The 18,481-nt window shown below is 47.3% G+C and carries 17 protein-coding genes; 9 read left to right on the top strand and 8 right to left on the bottom strand.

What is annotated here, in order from left to right:
• Positions 1 to 247: 247 nt before the first annotated feature.
• The 3 genes from ACYVEA_RS31120 to ACYVEA_RS31110 are packed head-to-tail and all read left to right on the top strand — an operon-like array spanning position 248 to position 3,227.
• Entirely contained in the window at positions 248 to 730 is a 483-nt protein-coding gene (locus tag ACYVEA_RS31120; protein ID WP_461117272.1) for a (2Fe-2S)-binding protein, read from the top strand.
• A 6-nt stretch (positions 731 to 736) separates the two neighbouring features.
• Entirely contained in the window at positions 737 to 2,896 is a 2,160-nt protein-coding gene (locus ACYVEA_RS31115) for a molybdopterin cofactor-binding domain-containing protein (protein WP_461117271.1), read from the top strand.
• Between the two features lie 34 nt (positions 2,897 to 2,930).
• The gene (locus ACYVEA_RS31110; RefSeq protein ID WP_461117270.1) at positions 2,931 to 3,227 is read left to right on the top strand and encodes an antibiotic biosynthesis monooxygenase family protein; all 297 of its coding nucleotides are present in this window, start codon (positions 2,931 to 2,933) and stop codon (positions 3,225 to 3,227) included.
• Between the two features lie 74 nt (positions 3,228 to 3,301).
• Here the strand turns inward: ACYVEA_RS31110 and ACYVEA_RS31105 are convergent, their stop codons facing one another.
• The gene (locus tag ACYVEA_RS31105; RefSeq protein ID WP_461117269.1) at positions 3,302 to 3,724 is read right to left on the bottom strand and encodes a hypothetical protein; all 423 of its coding nucleotides are present in this window, start codon (positions 3,722 to 3,724) and stop codon (positions 3,302 to 3,304) included.
• A gap of 270 nt (positions 3,725 to 3,994) precedes the next feature.
• On the opposite strand from ACYVEA_RS31105, the gene ACYVEA_RS31100 reads away from it, so the two are divergent.
• Positions 3,995 to 5,116, top strand: coding sequence for a glycoside hydrolase family 43 protein (locus tag ACYVEA_RS31100; RefSeq protein WP_461117268.1), 1,122 nt, complete (start codon positions 3,995 to 3,997; stop codon positions 5,114 to 5,116).
• Between the two features lie 5 nt (positions 5,117 to 5,121).
• Positions 5,122 to 6,204 carry a Gfo/Idh/MocA family protein gene (locus ACYVEA_RS31095; RefSeq protein WP_461117267.1) on the top strand — a complete coding sequence of 361 codons (1,083 nt, stop codon included), beginning with the start codon at positions 5,122 to 5,124 and terminating at the stop codon, positions 6,202 to 6,204.
• Between the two features lie 57 nt (positions 6,205 to 6,261).
• Here ACYVEA_RS31095 and ACYVEA_RS31090 read toward each other — a convergent pair whose 3' ends face one another.
• The 4 genes from ACYVEA_RS31090 to ACYVEA_RS31075 all read right to left on the bottom strand — a co-directional run bounded on the left by ACYVEA_RS31090 (position 6,262) and on the right by ACYVEA_RS31075 (position 8,835).
• Positions 6,262 to 7,920, bottom strand: a complete 1,659-nt coding sequence (locus ACYVEA_RS31090) for a D-alanine--D-alanine ligase family protein (protein WP_461117266.1) — start codon at positions 7,918 to 7,920, stop codon at positions 6,262 to 6,264.
• A gap of 85 nt (positions 7,921 to 8,005) precedes the next feature.
• The gene (locus tag ACYVEA_RS31085; protein ID WP_461117265.1) at positions 8,006 to 8,341 is read right to left on the bottom strand and encodes a DUF5615 family PIN-like protein; all 336 of its coding nucleotides are present in this window, start codon (positions 8,339 to 8,341) and stop codon (positions 8,006 to 8,008) included.
• Positions 8,338 to 8,556 carry a DUF433 domain-containing protein gene (locus tag ACYVEA_RS31080; protein WP_461117264.1) on the bottom strand — a complete coding sequence of 73 codons (219 nt, stop codon included), beginning with the start codon at positions 8,554 to 8,556 and terminating at the stop codon, positions 8,338 to 8,340. The genes ACYVEA_RS31085 and ACYVEA_RS31080 overlap by 4 nt, the downstream gene beginning before the upstream one ends.
• Before the next feature lie 12 nt (positions 8,557 to 8,568).
• Positions 8,569 to 8,835 carry a NifU family protein gene (locus ACYVEA_RS31075; protein WP_093833538.1) on the bottom strand — a complete coding sequence of 89 codons (267 nt, stop codon included), beginning with the start codon at positions 8,833 to 8,835 and terminating at the stop codon, positions 8,569 to 8,571.
• A 345-nt stretch (positions 8,836 to 9,180) separates the two neighbouring features.
• Here ACYVEA_RS31075 and ACYVEA_RS31070 point away from each other — a divergent pair, with 345 nt between their 5' ends.
• Positions 9,181 to 9,477: a hypothetical protein gene (locus tag ACYVEA_RS31070; protein WP_461117263.1), complete on the top strand. Its 297-nt coding sequence runs from the start codon at positions 9,181 to 9,183 to the stop codon at positions 9,475 to 9,477.
• 80 nt (positions 9,478 to 9,557) lie between these two features.
• The gene (locus ACYVEA_RS31065; RefSeq protein WP_461117262.1) at positions 9,558 to 10,124 is read left to right on the top strand and encodes an antibiotic biosynthesis monooxygenase; all 567 of its coding nucleotides are present in this window, start codon (positions 9,558 to 9,560) and stop codon (positions 10,122 to 10,124) included.
• Between the two features lie 11 nt (positions 10,125 to 10,135).
• Here ACYVEA_RS31065 and ACYVEA_RS31060 read toward each other — a convergent pair whose 3' ends face one another.
• Together ACYVEA_RS31060 and ACYVEA_RS31055 are read right to left on the bottom strand one after the other, a co-directional pair.
• Positions 10,136 to 11,023, bottom strand: a complete 888-nt coding sequence (locus tag ACYVEA_RS31060) for a Nif3-like dinuclear metal center hexameric protein (RefSeq protein ID WP_461117261.1) — start codon at positions 11,021 to 11,023, stop codon at positions 10,136 to 10,138.
• Between the two features lie 268 nt (positions 11,024 to 11,291).
• Complete coding sequence (locus ACYVEA_RS31055; protein ID WP_461117260.1) at positions 11,292 to 11,513, bottom strand: hypothetical protein; 222 nt, start codon at positions 11,511 to 11,513, stop codon at positions 11,292 to 11,294.
• Between the two features lie 177 nt (positions 11,514 to 11,690).
• Here ACYVEA_RS31055 and ACYVEA_RS31050 point away from each other — a divergent pair, with 177 nt between their 5' ends.
• The gene (locus ACYVEA_RS31050; RefSeq protein WP_461117259.1) at positions 11,691 to 14,129 is read left to right on the top strand and encodes a glycoside hydrolase family 2 TIM barrel-domain containing protein; all 2,439 of its coding nucleotides are present in this window, start codon (positions 11,691 to 11,693) and stop codon (positions 14,127 to 14,129) included.
• Positions 14,130 to 14,469: 340 nt separating this feature from the next.
• Positions 14,470 to 17,211, top strand: a complete 2,742-nt coding sequence (locus ACYVEA_RS31045) for a PQQ-dependent sugar dehydrogenase (RefSeq protein ID WP_461117258.1) — start codon at positions 14,470 to 14,472, stop codon at positions 17,209 to 17,211.
• Positions 17,212 to 17,367: 156 nt separating this feature from the next.
• Here ACYVEA_RS31045 and ACYVEA_RS31040 read toward each other — a convergent pair whose 3' ends face one another.
• A complete protein-coding gene (locus ACYVEA_RS31040) occupies positions 17,368 to 18,471 on the bottom strand; it encodes an Mrp/NBP35 family ATP-binding protein (RefSeq protein ID WP_461117257.1) in 1,104 nt (367 codons plus the stop codon).
• Between the last annotated feature and the right edge of the window lie 10 nt (positions 18,472 to 18,481).

Below are 18,481 nucleotides of genomic sequence, written 5' to 3'. Positions count from 1 at the left end.
TGCCGATGGTACTGCTGTCACAAGCGGGAGAGTAGGAAGGTGCCACCTAAGGAAACCAGATCCAACGCCGTGTTCTACCCAGAGCACGGCGTTCGGCGTTTACAGCTTTATTACTTCAATCCGTAATAAAAAGCCGTCAACTCGAAGTTGATGGCTTTTTCTGTTTTTCAATGGTTTTTATATAGCTAAAGCCGAGTAATTTTCTCTTTTTCTTACCTTAGTATTCTGAGCAAATTCTTCAAACTCAATGGCTATCTTCAAACTGCAAATTAACGGTCGCCTTCTTCAGGCAGATGTAGATGCTGATACTCCCCTTTTATGGGTACTGCGCGATAATTTTGGATTAGTAGGAACTAAATATGGTTGCGGTATCGCTCAATGCGGAGCTTGCACAGTTCACCTAAATGGCGAAGCTATGCGTTCCTGTGTGTTACCTGTATCAGCTATTGGTAAATCGAAGGTGACCACAATTGAGGGGCTTTCAGCCGATGGCACGCACCCGGTTCAACAGGCATGGGATAAAGTAGATGTACCCCAATGTGGCTATTGTCAATCTGGTCAGATAATGACAGCGGCTGCCCTGCTGAAGAAAAATCCTAAGCCAACTCAAGCTGAAATTGATAATACAATGAGTGGTAACCTGTGCCGTTGCGGGACGTATCACCGCATACGTGAAGCTGTAAAATTAGCCTCCGAAACCCCTACGGCTAATAAAACCTTAAAAAAATAGAAAGCTATGCAAACATTAGCGAGTTCAAGTCGAAGAAACTTTCTGAAAATAGCTGCAGCAACCGGGGGAGGGCTCCTATTAGGCTTTAACTGGCTTGAGTCTGAGGCCGCATCATCAGCAATAATCAATGCAGCTGGGACAACTGCACCAGGGATTGATTTCAATAGTTATCTATCAATTAATCCACAGGGCATTATCACTATTTTGTCGCCAAATCCTGAAGTTGGGCAAGGCATCAAAACGGCTTTTCCAATCATTGTTGCTGAAGAACTCGATGCTGACTGGACGAAAGTTGTCGTTGAACAGGCTCCACTTGATACTAAGAAATTTGAACGACAGGTCGCTGGTGGTAGTGGCTCTATCCCACATTCCTGGCAACGTCTGCGCAAAGCTGGTGCTACAGCTAGACATATGCTGATTGAAGCGGCTGCAAAACGCTGGAACGTGCCATCATCGGAATGCACAACTGAAAAAGGTGTTGTCTTGCATGCTGCTGGCAATCGTAAGCTTAGCTATGGTGAACTGGCTGCTGAAGCGGGTCAGATACCTGTTCCAGCCGATGCTAAACTTAAAGAGATAAAAGACTTTAAACTTATTGGAACAACGGTAAAGAATGTTGATAACCCTAAGATTATAACGGGAAAACCATTATTCGGACTAGACTTTTATCGGGAAGGGATGTTGTTTTCAATGATTCAACGTCCCGCTTTTGGGTATAAATTGAAGTCGCTGGATGCAACGGCTGCTAAAGCTATGCCAGGTATTGTTGACGTAGTAACATTTACCAACAATGTGGCTGTTGTTGGGAAGTCAACCTGGCAGGTGAAAAAGGCGAAGGATGCTTTGAAAATCGAATGGGAAAAGGCAGATACGCTCGAAAGCACATCTGACCACAATCGATTATTTAAAGAGATGCTAGATAGCGGAGAGGCAACAGTACGTCGGAAAGATGGTGATGTAGAAACTGCCTTTAAGAATGCAGCTAAGGTAGTCAAGTCTGAATATCAATGTCCCTTCCTGCCGCATAATCCATTGGAACCCATGAACTTCTTTGCTCACGTCAGGGCTGATGGCGTGGAATTAGTTGGACCAACGCAAACGCCTGAACTGGCACGCAACGAAACGGCTAAATTGCTGGGTATCTCGCCTGATAAAGTGTCAGTGCAGCTCACGCGTATGGGCGGAGGCTTTGGAAGGAGACTTAAGGCTGACTATGTAATTGAAGCAGTGCAGGTATCGAAACTGGTTAATGCACCAGTGAAAGTGATCTGGTCGCGTGAAGATGATATGACGGGGGGAAGTTATCGTCCCGCTGTTCGGTATCGCTTCGAGGCTGCTCTTGATGCGCAGGGTAACATGATTGGCTACAAATTGCGGGGAGCCAGCATAAATGCCGGTAACTCAACGCGGGAAGATAATTTTCCTGCTGGTGCCGTAGATAATTTACTAATTGACAGTGTAGATCATAAATCACCAATTACAACTGGTCCTTGGCGTGCTCCAATCACGAATTTTCTTGCCTTTGCTGAACAGTCATTTATAGACGAAGTCGCACAGGCTGCTGGCAAAGATCCCGTACAGTTTCGATTGGAGTTGTTAGAAAAAGCGAAACAAAAGCCAACTGGTGCTATAAAGTACGACATAGACCGTATGAAAGGCGTCATTACCCTAGCTGCTGAAAAAGCGGGTTGGGGGAAAAAGAAAGGAGTAGATGGTAAATTGATTGCACAGGGATTCAGTGTCTATTTTTCGCATCGATCCTACGTAGCGCAAATTGGTGAAGTGGTCGTACAGAAAGGCAAACCGGTTCTCCAGAAAGTATACTCGGCAGCTGACTGTGGGGTTGTTGTTAACCAAAGTGGAGCGCAGCAACAAGTGAGAGGATGCGTTGTTGACGGAATTGGCCATGCTATGTTTGGTAATATTACCTTCAAGGATGGCGTTCCGGAACAGAAAAATTTCAACGAATACCGACTCATTCGGCTAAATGAAATTCCGGAAATAGAGGTGCATTTTGTCCAGAATGAAATCGAACCCACTGGCTTGGGCGAACCTTCCCTTCCACCCGCGGGTGCTGCTGTTGCCAATGCTATTTTCAAAGCCACTGGTAAGCGACTACGTAGTCAGCCTTTTGTGGAACAGGAGGAATTTAAAAGCGTGTCATAACAAAAAATCTTTTTCTCGCTAAGCACATATAAGCATGTATGCACGGGTTATTCAATTTCCTTTAAAGGCTGAAAGCATTACGGAGGCTGTGAATTATTTTCACGATTCGGTAGGGCCAGCGCTCAAAAACCTTGATGGTTTTAAAAACAGTCGAATGCTAACTAACCCGACTACAAACCGAGGATTAATGGTAACGATCTGGGATTCGGAAGAGAACCGGCAAGCGGCTGAATCCAGTGGTTTTCTTCAGGATGTTCTTAAACACATGAGTGGTTACTTTGCTGGCCCAACAACTGTCGATTATTACGAAGTAAGCGTACAAGTGATTTAAAAATCGTCCCTCAAGCGTTAAACAATAGAGCCACCAACCATTCGGCTGGTGGCTCTATTTACTGGTGGGAATTCTTACTGTACCGCAACAATACGGTTTTGCTTCTGAACAGGAGCAGTCGACAAATTCAGGTGTTTGTTAATGCTGCCTTCATTCGACTTGATTTCTAACTCATATTGTCCGTCAGCCAGGTCATCAACGTTTAACTTTACCGCAAATTTGGGCTCGTTTTTACCAAGATCTTGCTGAAAAAACACTTGATTTTCTGCATTGCGGAGAACAATCGTGACTGGGGCTTCAGTAGATTTCTGAACGGCAATCCGGATTTTATTGCTTACGGTAACGAATGCACTGGCATCGAATGATAGCGTCTTAGGCGTAGTAGGATTGATAAATGCTGAAGCACTCAATAAAAGAGAGGCAGCGATTTTGCTCATTAGTGGTAACATGGTCGTATCGTGTTTAGTGGTTTTAAAATTCAGTTGTTTACTGTTCACACTACGTAATCCAAAGGTTGTGCCAACTAATTAAGCTTTTGAAAATCAGTACATTGTGCCTTTGTTCGCTGTTTAGCAATGTCCATAACTGGACAAACTTTGTTCACTTGCGGACAAATAAACCGGCGATTTTATGCTAATACTGATCATTCACGATAGTATCTTTTGACGAATGACACGATAGTAAGGGAGCCGCTTTGAGCGTTCAGTAAATTGGCGGTGTTACTTTCTTTCCTGTCTGTATTAAGTAAATACGTTAAACCAAAAAATATGATTAAGCACAGCAAACTCAGAAACGCAGTATTTTTCTTAGCCGTTTCTGGCGTATTCTTGCAGGCCTGTCAAAGTGATAAGGCAAAACAGGAACAATCTGAAAGGGGTGCTAGCGATTCGACAAGTAGCGAAGAGTCACTCTCAAAGCCGTTGGTTAGTCACATTTACACTGCAGACCCGTCGGCGCACGTTTTTGATGGTAAAATCTACATTTACCCATCCCACGATATTGATGCCGGTATAAAAGAAGATGACGAGGGTGCTCACTTTGCCATGCGCGATTATCATATCCTGTCAATGGATAGCATCAATGGCAAGGTCACCGATCACGGTGTTGGATTGGATATTAAAGATATCCCCTGGGCTGGTAGACAACTATGGGCACCCGATGCAGCTTACAAAAATGGTACGTATTACCTCTACTTCCCCGTTAAAGATAAAAAAGATGTATTCCGAATGGGCGTAGCCACGAGCAAATCGCCGAGTGGTCCATTCAAGGCAGAACCTACTCCAATTGAAGGTAGTTATAGTATTGACCCGGCTGTATTTGTGGATACAGATGGAAAAGCCTATATGTATTTTGGTGGAATCTGGGGAGGACAGCTACAACGCTGGAGTTCGGGTAAATACGAAGCCAATGGGTCTAAAACAGATTCAGGTAATGACAAAGAGCCAGCCTTATCGGCCAAGGTGGCTCGTTTGAGCAAGGATATGCTGCACTTCGATGAGGTAGCTAAAGACGTGAAAATCATTGATAAAGAGGGCAAGCCACTATTGACCAGCGATCATGATCGACGTTTTTTTGAAGGTAGCTGGATGCACAAGTATAATGGTAAATATTATTTCTCCTATTCGACGGGTGATACGCACTTTCTAGCTTATGCTATAGGTGATTCGCCGTATGGCCCCTTCACGTACCAGGGCAATATGATGACCCCCGTAAAAGGCTGGACGACTCACCATTCAATCGTTGAATTCAAAGGTAAATGGTACATTTTTTATCATGATACAGAGCTATCTGGCAAAACTCATCTACGTAATATTAAGGTAACTGAGTTGATCCATAATGCCGATGGTACAATCGCACTAATTAATCCGTATCCAACTAAAAAGCTTTAAAAGTAATGTCGTTAGTTATTAAGCCCCTGCGGGTTCTTGTTGTTGGGTGCGGTAATATGGGTGCCTCGCACGCCATTGCGTACAAAACGCTTGATGGGTTCGAAATCTGCGGAATTGTATCAACCGGAAACAGCAAGGTCGTTTTAAATGAACGGCTTGGCGGTGGATACGCCTTGTTTTCAGATTACCAAACTGCTCTGAAAGAAACGCAGCCCGATGCTGTTTGCATTTCTACGTATCCCGATACGCACGAAACCTTTGCCATCATGGCGCTTGAACAAGGTTGTCACGTATTCATCGAAAAACCAATTGCTGATACGGTCGAAGGTGCAAAGCGAGTCATGGCGGCCGCTGAAAAAGCAGGGAAAAAATTAGTAGTGGGCTACATCTTGCGGCATCATCCTTCCTGGGAAAAGTTCGTTGAGATAGCACGTGAACTGGGTAAGCCTTTGGTAATGAGAATGAATCTCAATCAGCAAAGTCACGGTACGATGTGGACAGTCCACCGAAATCTAATGAAAAGCCTTAGCCCAATTGTAGATTGTGGCGTGCATTACATTGACGTGATGTGCCAGATGACGCGTTCTAAACCTTTGCAGGTCAATGCGATCGGGGCTCGCTTAACGAATGATATACCGGTTGGTAATTACAACTACGGACAGTTGCAGATTCGATTTGAAGATGGTTCGGTAGGTTGGTATGAAGCTGGCTGGGGACCAATGATGAGTGAAACGGCTTTCTTCGTAAAAGACGTCATTGGGCCTGAGGGTTGTGTGTCAATTGTCGCTAAAAATGCAGGAGCTTCTGGAAAGTCAGATAATGTAGATTCGCATACGAAAACCGAATCACTACGTGTACATAAGGCCGCTTTGGACGAGAATGATCAATTTGTAACTTCCGACACCTGGATTGATATGCAGGACGAACCGGATCATCAGGAACTCTGTAACCGTGAACAACGCTATTTCTTACGTGCCATAAAAAATAATGTTGACTTGACCGATCACATGCAGGATGCCGTGAATAGCCTGCAAATTGCCTTCGCCTGCGATGAGTCTGTCCGAACAGGGCAGCCCGTGCTGTTATAAGTTGAACTTAATCACTAAAAAAGGGCCTCCTAGTAAAGTGAGGCCCTTTTTTAGTGATTAAACGTATCGTTCTGTAATGTGTCGGGCGTGTTCAGCCGTTTCGACCAATAGCGGGTGGCGTGGTTGACTCAGGGCTGTTTCCAATTCGACGATTGTGTCTTTAAAGAGCAGGTTAACCGGAATTTCGTAGGCTTCCTGTTTGCTTTTAATGTACATCAACGATGGCCGAACCGTTCCTGAAGCAGCCAGTTCATTATACTGTTGTTTGGCAGCCGCAAATCCTTCGTCACTGTCGCCAAACGAGACAACGCGCTCTGGTAAAGGATTCGCTTTTCGATCGGCAAGCTGAGCGTCGAGATCAGCAAGCAACTGTTTAAGGTGAAATGTATCTTTGCCAGTACGGATGCGTTCACGTAGCGATTGACGGATCAGATATGTTAGTGAATTCGCCAGATTTAGCCCGATCTCGGCCATTTGCTTAAAGATCAACGATGAAGGTGACATGCCCGGAATCGTGTTTGGATCATGAAGCAACACGTCGCCAGCGGGCGTCAGGAACCCATCAATCCGCGAATAAACATTGATTCCCAAGCGTGTAAATACCTGCGCAACGGCTAATTGAATCTTACGGTTGTTCTCCAAGCTTGTCTCAACCGGAATGCGTTTTTTTGTCGTATTAAGCTTATACTTTGACTCAAAATCGAAACTCGCTACGTTGTAAATTTCGGTTGGTGGCAACGCAATAGCAATCTGATCGTCGTCCTGAATCACTCCGCATGAAAATTCCTGTCCACGGATAAATTCTTCAAAAAGTACTTCATCTTCAGCATTCAGCGAGGCAAGCGTAATGGCACCAACCGATTGATCTCTGGTCAAGGCATCGAGCTTGTCAATAAAATCTTTAGGGTGTTTTATTACGTCGCCGGTTTGCTCAATAACCACTGGAAAACTTATTCCAGCGTCCAGACTGACCATGTTTTGCGCTAATTCACGTTTATCGTCAGCTGATAAATCCGCCCATTCACTCAATTTACTCCAGCCGTCGGGTTGTATACTCATCGTAAAGAAGCACTGCTCCACCGACCGGCAGAATTGGGTAAGATCGGCTTCGCGCACAATCGCTACGCCAATTGACGATCCCTGATGCGGAGCTTTCACAACAATTGGCAAACCCAAATGCTCAATCAACGATTGAAAAAATTGTGCTTTATCCGCCTGTTCGTAGGCATCTCGATTGATCGTCGCTGTTTTCTTTTGCTGCCCGTTGGCTAACGCAATGAGTTCGTTTTGCAGGATTTTATTAATTCCTACGGCCGACCCAACCAATCCAGGGCCCGTATAGGGCATCTTATGCCATTCCAGTAAACCCTGAATAGCCCCATCTTCACAATCGGGACCATGCATGGCCAGGAAGGCTAAATCGAAATGATCGCGAAACTGCTCTGGTCTTAGTTCGGGTAAGGTTGCATCGAGTACATCAGCACTGAGTGATTCGTCATATACAGAAAATCCAGAGTCGCCCTGGGGCAAGGCTTCACGCAACGAAGCTGATTGAAGAAAGTCTGACGTAGCGAGCCGGAATCGTCCGCGTCCATCGACAAACACCAGAACGGGCTCGAATAAGCCTTTATCCAAATTAGCTAAAGCCGTGCGTCCACCCGCAAACGACACTTCGCGCTCTCGCGCTGGACCACCGAAGAAAATGCCTATTTTCACTGAATTGGGAAATAATTACGAGTGCAAAGAAACAAAAAAACGCCTGATTCGGCGTTCTAATGGCGAAAACTGTAAACTTGTCATTTTAAGGTTCAAGGGTAATCAGTGTTCCTTCTGGTCGTTTACCAAGCAAAGCATATAGCTTAGGTAAGAGTGGCTGTATATCTTCATACCTGTTCGTTTTTACACGAAGCAAAATAACTGTAATCGAAAACTTTGTAAGATTTTGCTGATGATAAAGCCCTTTATCTAATGTAATGAGAACCTCAAATTCATTTTCCATGAGAAGACGAAGGAGTTCACCGTTTGTTTTACCATTCCAGCCCATCTCTTTAATGGTGTTGACTTCGGTAATTCCTGGTCTACCCTGAATTCGAAACTGCAAGCGTTTTGGAATATTCTCATCAAGAATAATTTTCACGCTGTTGCTTTTTCAAGTGCAGAATTCATAGCGAGAGTAAGAAGTTCAACTGCCTGCTCTTTCGAAACAGTAGGAAAGTCGTCCAAAAATTCTTCGAGTGGAATGTTACTTTGCAAATGATCAAGTAGTGATTGAATGGGCACCCGTGTTCCACGAAAAACGGGCGTGCCCCCCATCAACTCCGGATCAACATTGATTAATTCCTTAGCTGTCATAGCCAGAATTGTTTAAAACGCGGGAGTAAGATTCACCGCTTCCACTTTCAGTATTTCGGGAACAGCTTTAAGGATGGCTTCTTCCAGCCCGCCCTTGAACGTCATGGCTGACATGGGGCATGAGCCGCAGGAACCGATTAGTTCAAGCCGCACAGTTTTGTCATCCGTCACTTCCAGCACTTTAACGTTTCCGCCATCGGCTGCCAGGTATGGGCGCATACTGTCAAGGGCCCGCTCTATTTTAGAAATTAACTGGTCGTTATTAACTACCGTTTCCATTAGATGATTCATTTACGGTAAATGCGTTGATCTACCCGTAATTTATTGAAGATTAATGACTTGCGGAAATGATGTTCAAACATTACTGAAACAAACATCTGACTATCTGCATTCTTAACGCAATTTATGCAAAAAACAATCCCCTAAATGCTATTGAGCTTGCGGGTCTGCTACTTTCGTCTCTCAATCAAATAGGTGGAGTTCGTATTTACGGTTATCCTCTAATGGAATATGTCTCAACCGCCACAACGCATAAAAGTATAGGCTGTAAGGCGTGGTAATTATGGCTATCGTTCTTATTCGCCTGGCTGTACGTTGTTTAAGCTAAGCCTTTTTAAAATTCCTATGCACAATTCAACGTCAAATCGGCAATGGGGCAGTCTAAAAGTGCCTATGAGTGATTTTCAGGATAGCCTTGACCGAGTTCTTCGGGCTGAGCGTACTGGTCAAGCTACTTCCCTGCTGTCGCGTTTAGCCTTGATTCACCAAGTGGCTAAAGCCTATGTGGCCGAAAACCTGGCTAAATTGGCCGCTACTCCACTCGACATTGAGATTGAAGAAATCACCGATCCACCTATGTACGATCTGGACGTAGCAGCGGACGTAGTGACGATTCAGTTTAGTTATGGCGTCGCTAAATAAGCCTAAACTTATGGGATTCTTGGGCCATTGCAATATTTTTAAGCGTTAAATCAATCCTTGTTCAAAACTGAATTCCTGCCATGTCAGCCAGAATTCCCATCGATCTCGAAAGTGCTGTGACAACAATCATTATCCAGCGGCCTTATAAACATCAGATTCTTGCCTATGAGAATTGGTTAAAGGAGATGGTGCCGCTGGCTCAGGAAGCTGACGGACATCGGGGCGTAAATGTAATCAGACCACATGGGCAGAGCGAGGAATACACCATTGTGCTTCATTTCGCATCTGAAGCTTCGTTACGCCATTGGCTGGATTCTGATACCCGCAAACAGATGATCGACAAAGTACGTCCGTTGCTCAATACGGACGAAAAGATAGACATTAAGACGGGTCTTGAGTTCTGGTTTACGCCACCGGAAACCAGAAAGAATGCTCCTGCTTACAAACAATTCCTGATAACGTTGTCTGCTATATTTCCGCTATCCGTTCTGGTCTCCTGGTTACTTTCTCCCATTTTCTCTGCCTTATCTTTCTTATCTCTCCCACTAGTAAAGCCATTTCTGACTAGTCTGCTAATCGTTGGACTAATGACGTTTGTTATTATGCCACGGTATGTTCGGCTTGTTGCCAACTGGCTCTACCGCTAAGCATCAAGAGTTCATTTGACGGGTTGATCGGGCCGCCAGTAGGGCTCAGGCGCTGCGAGGAAGTCAATAGGGACTTCGGAAATGAATCCTTTCAGCCATTCAGTACAATATTTCATGCCAGCCTGCTCAGAGACCAGATGACCCATAATGATTAAGGCCTTCTTCTGGCCGGACGTAATTGCATCCTGTACATACTCCACAAGTTCCCACTCGTGCGTCTCGCCAACCACCAGCACATCCGCCTGAGCCAGATACGGAATACCAGGCATTAGGCTAACATTTCCCCAACTGGCCATCACACGCTTTATGGGCAAATTAGGGTCGCCAATCACGCGCATGGTTCGAATCCCTAATTTAGTGGCCATCCCCTGGGCGAAACGCGCCAGTGATGTTTCCGGGAAAATAAACAGCCTGGGGTTCTGGGAGTCGTTGTTCTTCGCCCATCCCAGTTCCCGGATCATCCCTGTTGCAATGCCATCGGGTCGGCGCCCGTGCCAGTGATCATGGAAATGGAAGACCGCCAGGCCATGTTCTTGAATAAAATCACGCTTGAGCTGATAAAGTGAATCCTGGCCAATGGGTTCGATGCGATCCTGATGGGAATAAAAAGTTGGCTCATGAGTGATGACCATATTGAGGCCTTTTGCGGCTGCCCGCTGAAGCACATCCAGTGTAGCCATCATCGTCGATGCAATTCCTTTAACGGGCATATCCTGCGTACCGGCAATTAGGTTGTCGACGGTCTGCTCCCGCCAGGGAATAGCTACGTTGGTTTTTATCCGATCAATGACTTGCCCGACCGTAAGCGCCTGTCGGCTGGCGGGTCGGATGAAGCTGACAGCCGACAGACCGAGGGAAGCCATCAGGAAAGTGCGACGGGATGCTTTGTCGGAATTCATAGGTAAAGAAGCTAGCTATCCAGAAAGGATTCGTGGCGCCAGGTTTACCCATTTGATACAACGAGTTGCTGTTTATCAAGCAGCGGATTGTTCCCCACCTCTATCAGCCCCTCGCCGTAGTCATATTGGCTGAACCAATTTTCCTCTGCGTGAAGCGTATCATCAAATCAGTAGGGCACGCACGGCCCCATTATCATGACGGTTTTCGTTCTGAAATTGTCAAAAAAAGCAAAAACAATAAGTACGTGTCTATGGCGATGCCTGACCACTAGAATTGATCACTTTGGTTGGTATCCAATGGGGGGAGGGGCTTGACTTTTTTAGCCAGTTTGGTTTGTATGTCTTTCCAGGCCTGAGCCTTAAGTTGCCGATGCAACTCGGGGTAAATAGGTACAAAGCCCTGTAGCGAGTGCGTAGCATCATCGGTCTTCATCTGCCAATAAGCTCTGTCTGTGGTATCAGGGATGGTCGTGTAAATGGGTTGGCTCATGCCTACATAACAGTGTAACTTCAGTAGTGTTTACTGGACCCGTTTTATGCAGCATGCGTACCTACCGGATAAGTTGGAAATGGGCAAAACAGCCCAAACTACACCTATTAAGCTTAACTTGGTCTTCGCAACTTGCAGCGTGAATGGCTGGGAGGCTACGTGCATCAATAAGTGACTATGAAGGAATTATTTTTAGCCTGCTACCTGCTCGTTACTACGTATGCAGTTGGACAACAGAAACCAACCCGGACCCGGCTTTTCGATTCGGACTGGCGATTTTTAAAAGACAGCACCGTTCAGGCTGAGCCACCTGCTTACAACGATACCAACTGGCGAAAGCTGGATCTACCCCACGATTGGAGTATCGAAGATTTGCCGAACCAGGTTCCCAATCAGGTTGCGGGTCCGTTTTCGCGAGCCAGTATAGGCGGTACATCTACGGGATTCACCGTAGGGGGAACAGGCTGGTATCGCAAATCGTTTACAATCAGTACATTGGAGGCAGGAAAGGCGGTTCTTGTTCATTTCGATGGCGCTTATACAGAAACCGATGTGTGGTTGAATGGGCATCATTTGGGCTATCATCCGTATGGCTATACGCCTTTTAGTTACGAGTTAACACCCTATTTGTTGCCACCGGGCCAAACGAATGTACTGGCCGTTCGCGTAAAAAATTCAGGTCAGAATAGTCGATGGTATACCGGGTCGGGCATCTATCGGCACGTCTGGTTAACCACCGCCGAACCTGTGCATATCGCTCCATTGGGCGTATCAATCACTACGTCCCAGATTACCGAAAAATCGGCTTACGTGCACCTTACGACGACAATTGACAATGCGAGTGGGAAGGAAATGCCTGTTTCCGTGCAAACTACGTTGATTTCGCCAGATGGTAAATTGATAAGTACTACGTCCCGGCAAACCATAACCGTATCGGCCAACGGCAAGACGGAACGCAAACAGGTTATGATCGTGGTGAATCCGCAACTGTGGTCGCCCGAAACACCCCGCTTGTATACAGCGAACGTAGTGATTATATCGGGCAAAAAACGGCTGGATAGCGTAACCACTACGTTTGGCATCCGGTCGATTGAGTTCAGTGCTACGCGGGGTTTTGTGCTTAACGGAAAACGCGTACTGCTGAAAGGCGGGTGCATTCATCACGACAACGGCCCTTTAGGTGCCGCAGCCATCGACCGTGCCGAGGAGCGAAAAGTAGCGCTGCTGAAAGCCAACGGATTTAATGCTGTTCGTACCAGTCATAACCCGCTTTCTACGGCTTTGCTGGATGCCTGCGATCGGTTAGGCATGCTGGTTATCGACGAAGCATTCGACATGTGGCAGCGGCCCAAAAAACCGCAGGATTACCACCGTTTTTTCGATGAATGGTGGCAACGCGATTTGACTGCTATGATCCAGCGCGACCGGAATCATCCGGCCGTTATTTTGTGGAGCATTGGCAATGAAATCAACGAGCGGGCCGATCCATCAGGACTGGAAATCACGAAGAAACTGGTTGCCGAAGCCCATAGGCTCGATCCAACGCGCCCGGTTACCGAAGCGTTATGCACATTTTGGGAGCATCCTGGCAACGTCTGGGAGGATTCGGACAGGGCTTTCGCATTGCTGGATGTGGGTGGCTACAATTACGAGTGGAAGCACAACGAATCAGATCATCGGCGTCATCCTGAACGGATTATACTAGGTACAGAAACGTTTGCCAACGAAGCGTTTGAAAACTGGCAGCAAGTCGAAAAGCACCCCTACGTCATCGGTGATTTTGTCTGGACCGCGATGGATTACATGGGTGAAACGGCCATTGGCCACACGATTATTCAGCCGAAAGCTGATAAAGACAGTACAAGAGCGGTGTTGCCGTGGCCCTGGTTCAATGCCTGGTGTGGTGATCTGGACCTGATTGGGTTTAAAAAGCCGCAATCTTATTACCGCGATGTTGTCTGGCGAAACCGTCCCATTGCCCTGGCCGTTCATAGTCCCATTCCCGACGGCATGAAAGAAACTGTTACCAACTGGGGCTGGCCCGACGAACAGCAGAGCTGGTCCTGGCCGGGAGCCGAAGGGAAACCGCTTCAGATACGTATTTTCTCGCGTAGTCCGTTGGTCCGTCTGGAGTTGAATGGCCAACTTGTTGGTGAACAACGTCTGTCTGATACGACCATCACCGCGACATTTACAGTTCCGTATCAGCCTGGCATTCTGAAAGCAACAAGTTTTGAAAATGGCAAACTAACGGGCGCAGTTGAGCTACGTACTGCTGGAAAGCCACACCATCTTAGGTTAACCGCCGACCGGTCGATTATCCGTGCTGATCGTAACGACCTTTCCTACGTAATCGTTGAAGTTTTAGATAACCAGGATCATGTGATTCCTACGGCCGATCTCCCTGTTACGTTTCAACTGGCGGGTGTGGGCGAGTTGGCGGGCGTTGGCAATGCGAATCCTACCGACATGAGCAGCTTTCAACAACCCCAAAAAACGACGTTCCGGGGACGGTGTTTAGCTATTGTTCGTCCCAAAGGAGCGGCAGGAAGCATTACGTTAACAGCCAGTTCTCCTGATTTACAACCGGGAAAATTGATCCTTACAGTACGTTGATTAATCCACAAATCGGGCAAACTTAATTTCTGCCTCCTTACGCTACCACCGTCGTACTGGCTAAATCACCCAACATTAATTTCCTGGTTTGTTTATTCGAAAATTCACACACTAACGTAACGCTCCCTAAAAGAACAAACCAGGTTGATCAGGGTTAACTTTGTTGATACTGTGTTAATTTATAGGAGATTGGCCCTTTGAAATGGTAACCTGATACGGCTCACAAGCGACGTAGTAGGGAAGTCAGTACCGTGCCGACACAAACTCCGAACGATCTGTTCCACTTATAGCATTAGCTTCTTTCTGTCCTAATAACTCCCTAAACCAGCCAACCTCGATTATGAACCACTTCTCTCTAACTTATTCGCCCGGTAAAGTAACCCTTCTGCTCATATGGCTCTGTCTACTCCATTACCAACTGGCTGTTGCACAAACGTTCCCGAGCAATTTTGCTGGCGTTCAGATCGCGACTGGCCTTGATCCGGTCGGAATGGATGTGGCACCGGATGGCCGCGTTTTCCTAGCCGAGAAAAATGGGAAAGTACGAATTGTTAAGAATAATACGTTGCTAGCCACACCTTTTGTCACCATTCCCAACGTCGATAACTTTAACGAGCGAGGGTTACTGAAGGTGGTGTTAGATCCTGATTTCAGCACAAACGGCTTTCTGTACGTCTATTACACCTATAAAGCAGCGGGGAGTTCGGTGAGTAACAATCGGGTAAGCCGTTTCACGGCCAATGGCGATGTTGCCGTCGTCGGGAGCGAGCGGGTGTTAATCGATATCGATCCGTTAGGTTCGGTAGGCTACCACAACGGCGGAGGTTTGGCCATCAAAGAAGGTAAGCTGTTTATTTCGATGGGCGAGAACACCGTGGCTGCCAACGCGCAATCCCTGACGACGTTGAAAGGGAAAATCCTGCGCATCAATTTGGATGGTAGTATTCCAGCCGATAACCCCTTCTACACAACCGCTACGGGTATCAACCGAGCCATATGGGCGCTGGGATTGCGTAACCCATTCCGGTTAGCTGCGCAACCCGGTACTGGTAAACTGTTTATTAACGACGTAGGCAACAGTAGTTGGGAAGAGATCAACGAAGGCGGGGCCGGAAAAAATTACGGGTGGCCGGGTGTTGAAGGCGTTCGAACTAGTCAAAGCCCACCGGCTAATTACCAGGACCCTTTTTATGCCTATGACCACGGGCAGGGATGCTCCATCACGGCCGGTGCATTTTATAATCCGACTACGGCTAAATTCCCGGCGGCTTACGTTGGCAAGTATTTCTTTGGCGATTATTGTAACGGCTGGATTAAAACGATTGATCCAGCCACGAAAGCAGTCACCAATTTTGCCACAGGCATCAACCGGCCGCTGGATGTGGCCGTCGCCAACGATGGAACGCTTTATTTCATCGCCAGAGGTGGTATCGCTGGCGGTTCTGATGAGGCTAATACATCGAGTACCAATGGCGTTTTATGGCGTGTAGATTATACCGGAAATGGCGTGCCGGTCATCGCTGTGCAGCCAACCAGCAAAACAGTATCGGTTGGGCAATCCGTTACGTTTACTACGGTTGCCTCCGGCAATCCGACGCCAACGTATCAATGGCAGCGAAATGGTGTTCCTATTTCGGGGGCAACTTTAGCGAGTTATACGCTGGCCAGTCCAGTTCTAGCGGATAGTGGGGCTAAGTTCAGGGTAGTTGTTAGTAATGCTGCCGGCAGCGCCACCAGTAGCGAAGTAACCCTAACGGTCATCACGAACCAGTTACCTGTCGCTACGATTAGCACGCCTGCAACAGGTACGAAGTATGCGGGTGGAGATGTCATTTCGTTTTCCGGTACGGGCACCGATGGAGAAGACGGCAATTTGCCCGCCAGCGCCTTTACCTGGAAAATTGATCTGTATCATTTTGATTCTCCGGCTCACGCACACCCGGCAATGGAACCCATCAGTGGCATTAAGTCGGGTAGTTTCACCATTCCCACCGAGATGGAAACGTCGGCCAACGTACTGTTTCGACTATTTCTAACGGTCAAGGATTCTAGGGGGGCTACCACGACGGTATCCAGAGATATAGTTCCTATCACCTCGACTATTACGTTAGCGACCAATCCTGCCGGATTAGCTCTTAAACTGGATGGCAGCGTCGTGACAGGGCCTTATTCATTCAGTGGCGTCAGCCGTATTATCAGGAGACTGGAAGCTGTGTCGCCCCAAACGGTAGGGGGCATTACCTATACATTTTCTTCCTGGTCAAATGGTGGAACTCGCCTTCAAAACTTGTCTACGCCGGGTGTAAACACCACGCTGACGGCAAATTTTGTTCCGTCGACGGGTGGTGGCACCGGCATCGTGGTGGGTGGCGTTTATGAACTTGAGCCTCAAAATGCCCCGGGTAAGCGGCTCGATGTGCGGGCGCTGAGTACAGCCGACCAGGCGATTGTTGAGTTATATCAAAGCAATGGTGGACCCAATCAGCGGTGGAAGTTTATCGCTAAGGGCAACGGGCTCTATGAACTCGAACCGCAGCATGCCCTAGGTAAGCGCCTGGATGTAGCGGGCCGAAGTGCTGGCGATAACATAAAAGTACAAACTTATACCAGTAATGGAGGGAGCAATCAGGTTTGGAAATTGATTGATCTGGGCGGGAATATTTATGGATTAGAACCTCAGTGTGCGCCTGGCAACCGGCTGGATATCGGCCTGGTGGACGGCGTCAGTAGGGCTGTGAGCAAAATTGCTACGGGGAGTACAAGTCAGCGCTGGAAATTGATAGCCATCTCGACTAGCCGCCAGGGAGTCGATCCAGGCGTGGAGTCGGATGTGTCACTCGAAACAACGCCCAATCCATTCACGACCGAAACGACGATCACCTTTAATCGACCCGTCAACAGCCAGCAGGCGATTATTCAGATTCATAGCGTACAGGGTCAGTTAATACGTCTGATCGATGTATCAATGAACACGGAAGGGCGCATCCAGGTAAATCGAAAGGGCATGGCTGCTGGCGTCTATGTCTACAGCTTAGTGGTTGGTGGCGTTGTGATGGCTACCAAGCGGTTAGTCATCAATTGAAAAGGACAGAAGAAATGTTTTCAACTGGTTCTTCACCACCAGCAAACAAGAAGTTGGGAAAGAACGTAAATTAACCCTAAAACAGATGTTGGTTAACGTAGCGAAAAGTTACTTTTTGCTACGTTAACCAACATCTGTTTTGTACCTCTAAGTTGTTTAGGCAACCACAACGCGTTCCGTGCGGTCAACTGTGGCGTTGCGAATGGCCACTTGCTGGGCAAGTGCCTGCGCGGCTCCTTCAAAAGCCTCACTGGCCACCGGTTCGCCGACACTGATGGCTGGGCGGCCCTCGTCACCGGCTTCGCGAATACTCTGCACAAGCGGAATCTGGGCCAACAGCGGTACGTCAAACTGATCGGCTAACCGTTGGCCACCGCCCTTGCCAAAAATATAATATTTGTGATCAGGGAGTTCGGCGGGTGTGAAGTAGGACATATTTTCAATGACACCCAATACGGGTACGTTAATCTGTGGTTGACGGAACATCGCCAGCCCTTTTGTAGCATCGGCCAGCGCTACCTTCTGAGGGGTTGTAACGATGATCGCGCCCGTAACCGGCACAGTTTGCACCAGTGTCAGGTGTATATCGCCCGTACCCGGCGGCAAATCAATCAGCAGGTAGTCTAATTCGCCCCAGTCAGCATCGGAAAAGAATTGCTGCAACGCCCGTCCAGCCATAGTACCACGCCAGATGATAGCCTGGCCTGGCGCCACCAATAAACCCATTGACAGCATTTTGATACCAAACTGCTGAACCGGCTCCATTCGGGTTTGTCCATCTACCTGAAAGATTCGCGGCTGGATGTTTTCGGCTCCGAACATGGTCGGCATGGATGGACCATAGATATCAGCGTCAATAATACCAACCTTCGCCCCCGATTTGTGGAGGGCAATGGCCAGATTGGCTGTTACGGTAGATTTACCAACGCCCCCTTTACCGGACGAGACAGCAATAATATTTTTTACGCCCGGTAAGGTCGGCGCATTTGCACGTGTCGACGTTACGTCTGATGTCATGTCAATCGTAACCTGAATATCAGCGCCAATAGCCGTATGAATAGCGTCTTCGCATCGCTTGCGAATAACTTCTTTGAGTGGACAGGCGGGCGTTGTCAAGACAACTGTAAACCGAACCGAACCGATGCCCAGCGTCACATCCTTCACCATATTGAGTGAAACGATATCACGTTTTAGATCAGGTTCTTCAACAGTGCTTAATGCCCGTAAAACAGCTTCTTTATTCAATCGGTAATCAGACATCGGGTAATTT

It is taken from the genome of Spirosoma jeollabukense (assembly GCF_054777855.1).
The sequence above is the reverse complement of the archived record's forward strand: the minus strand, read 5'-3'. Positions and strand labels throughout refer to the sequence as shown.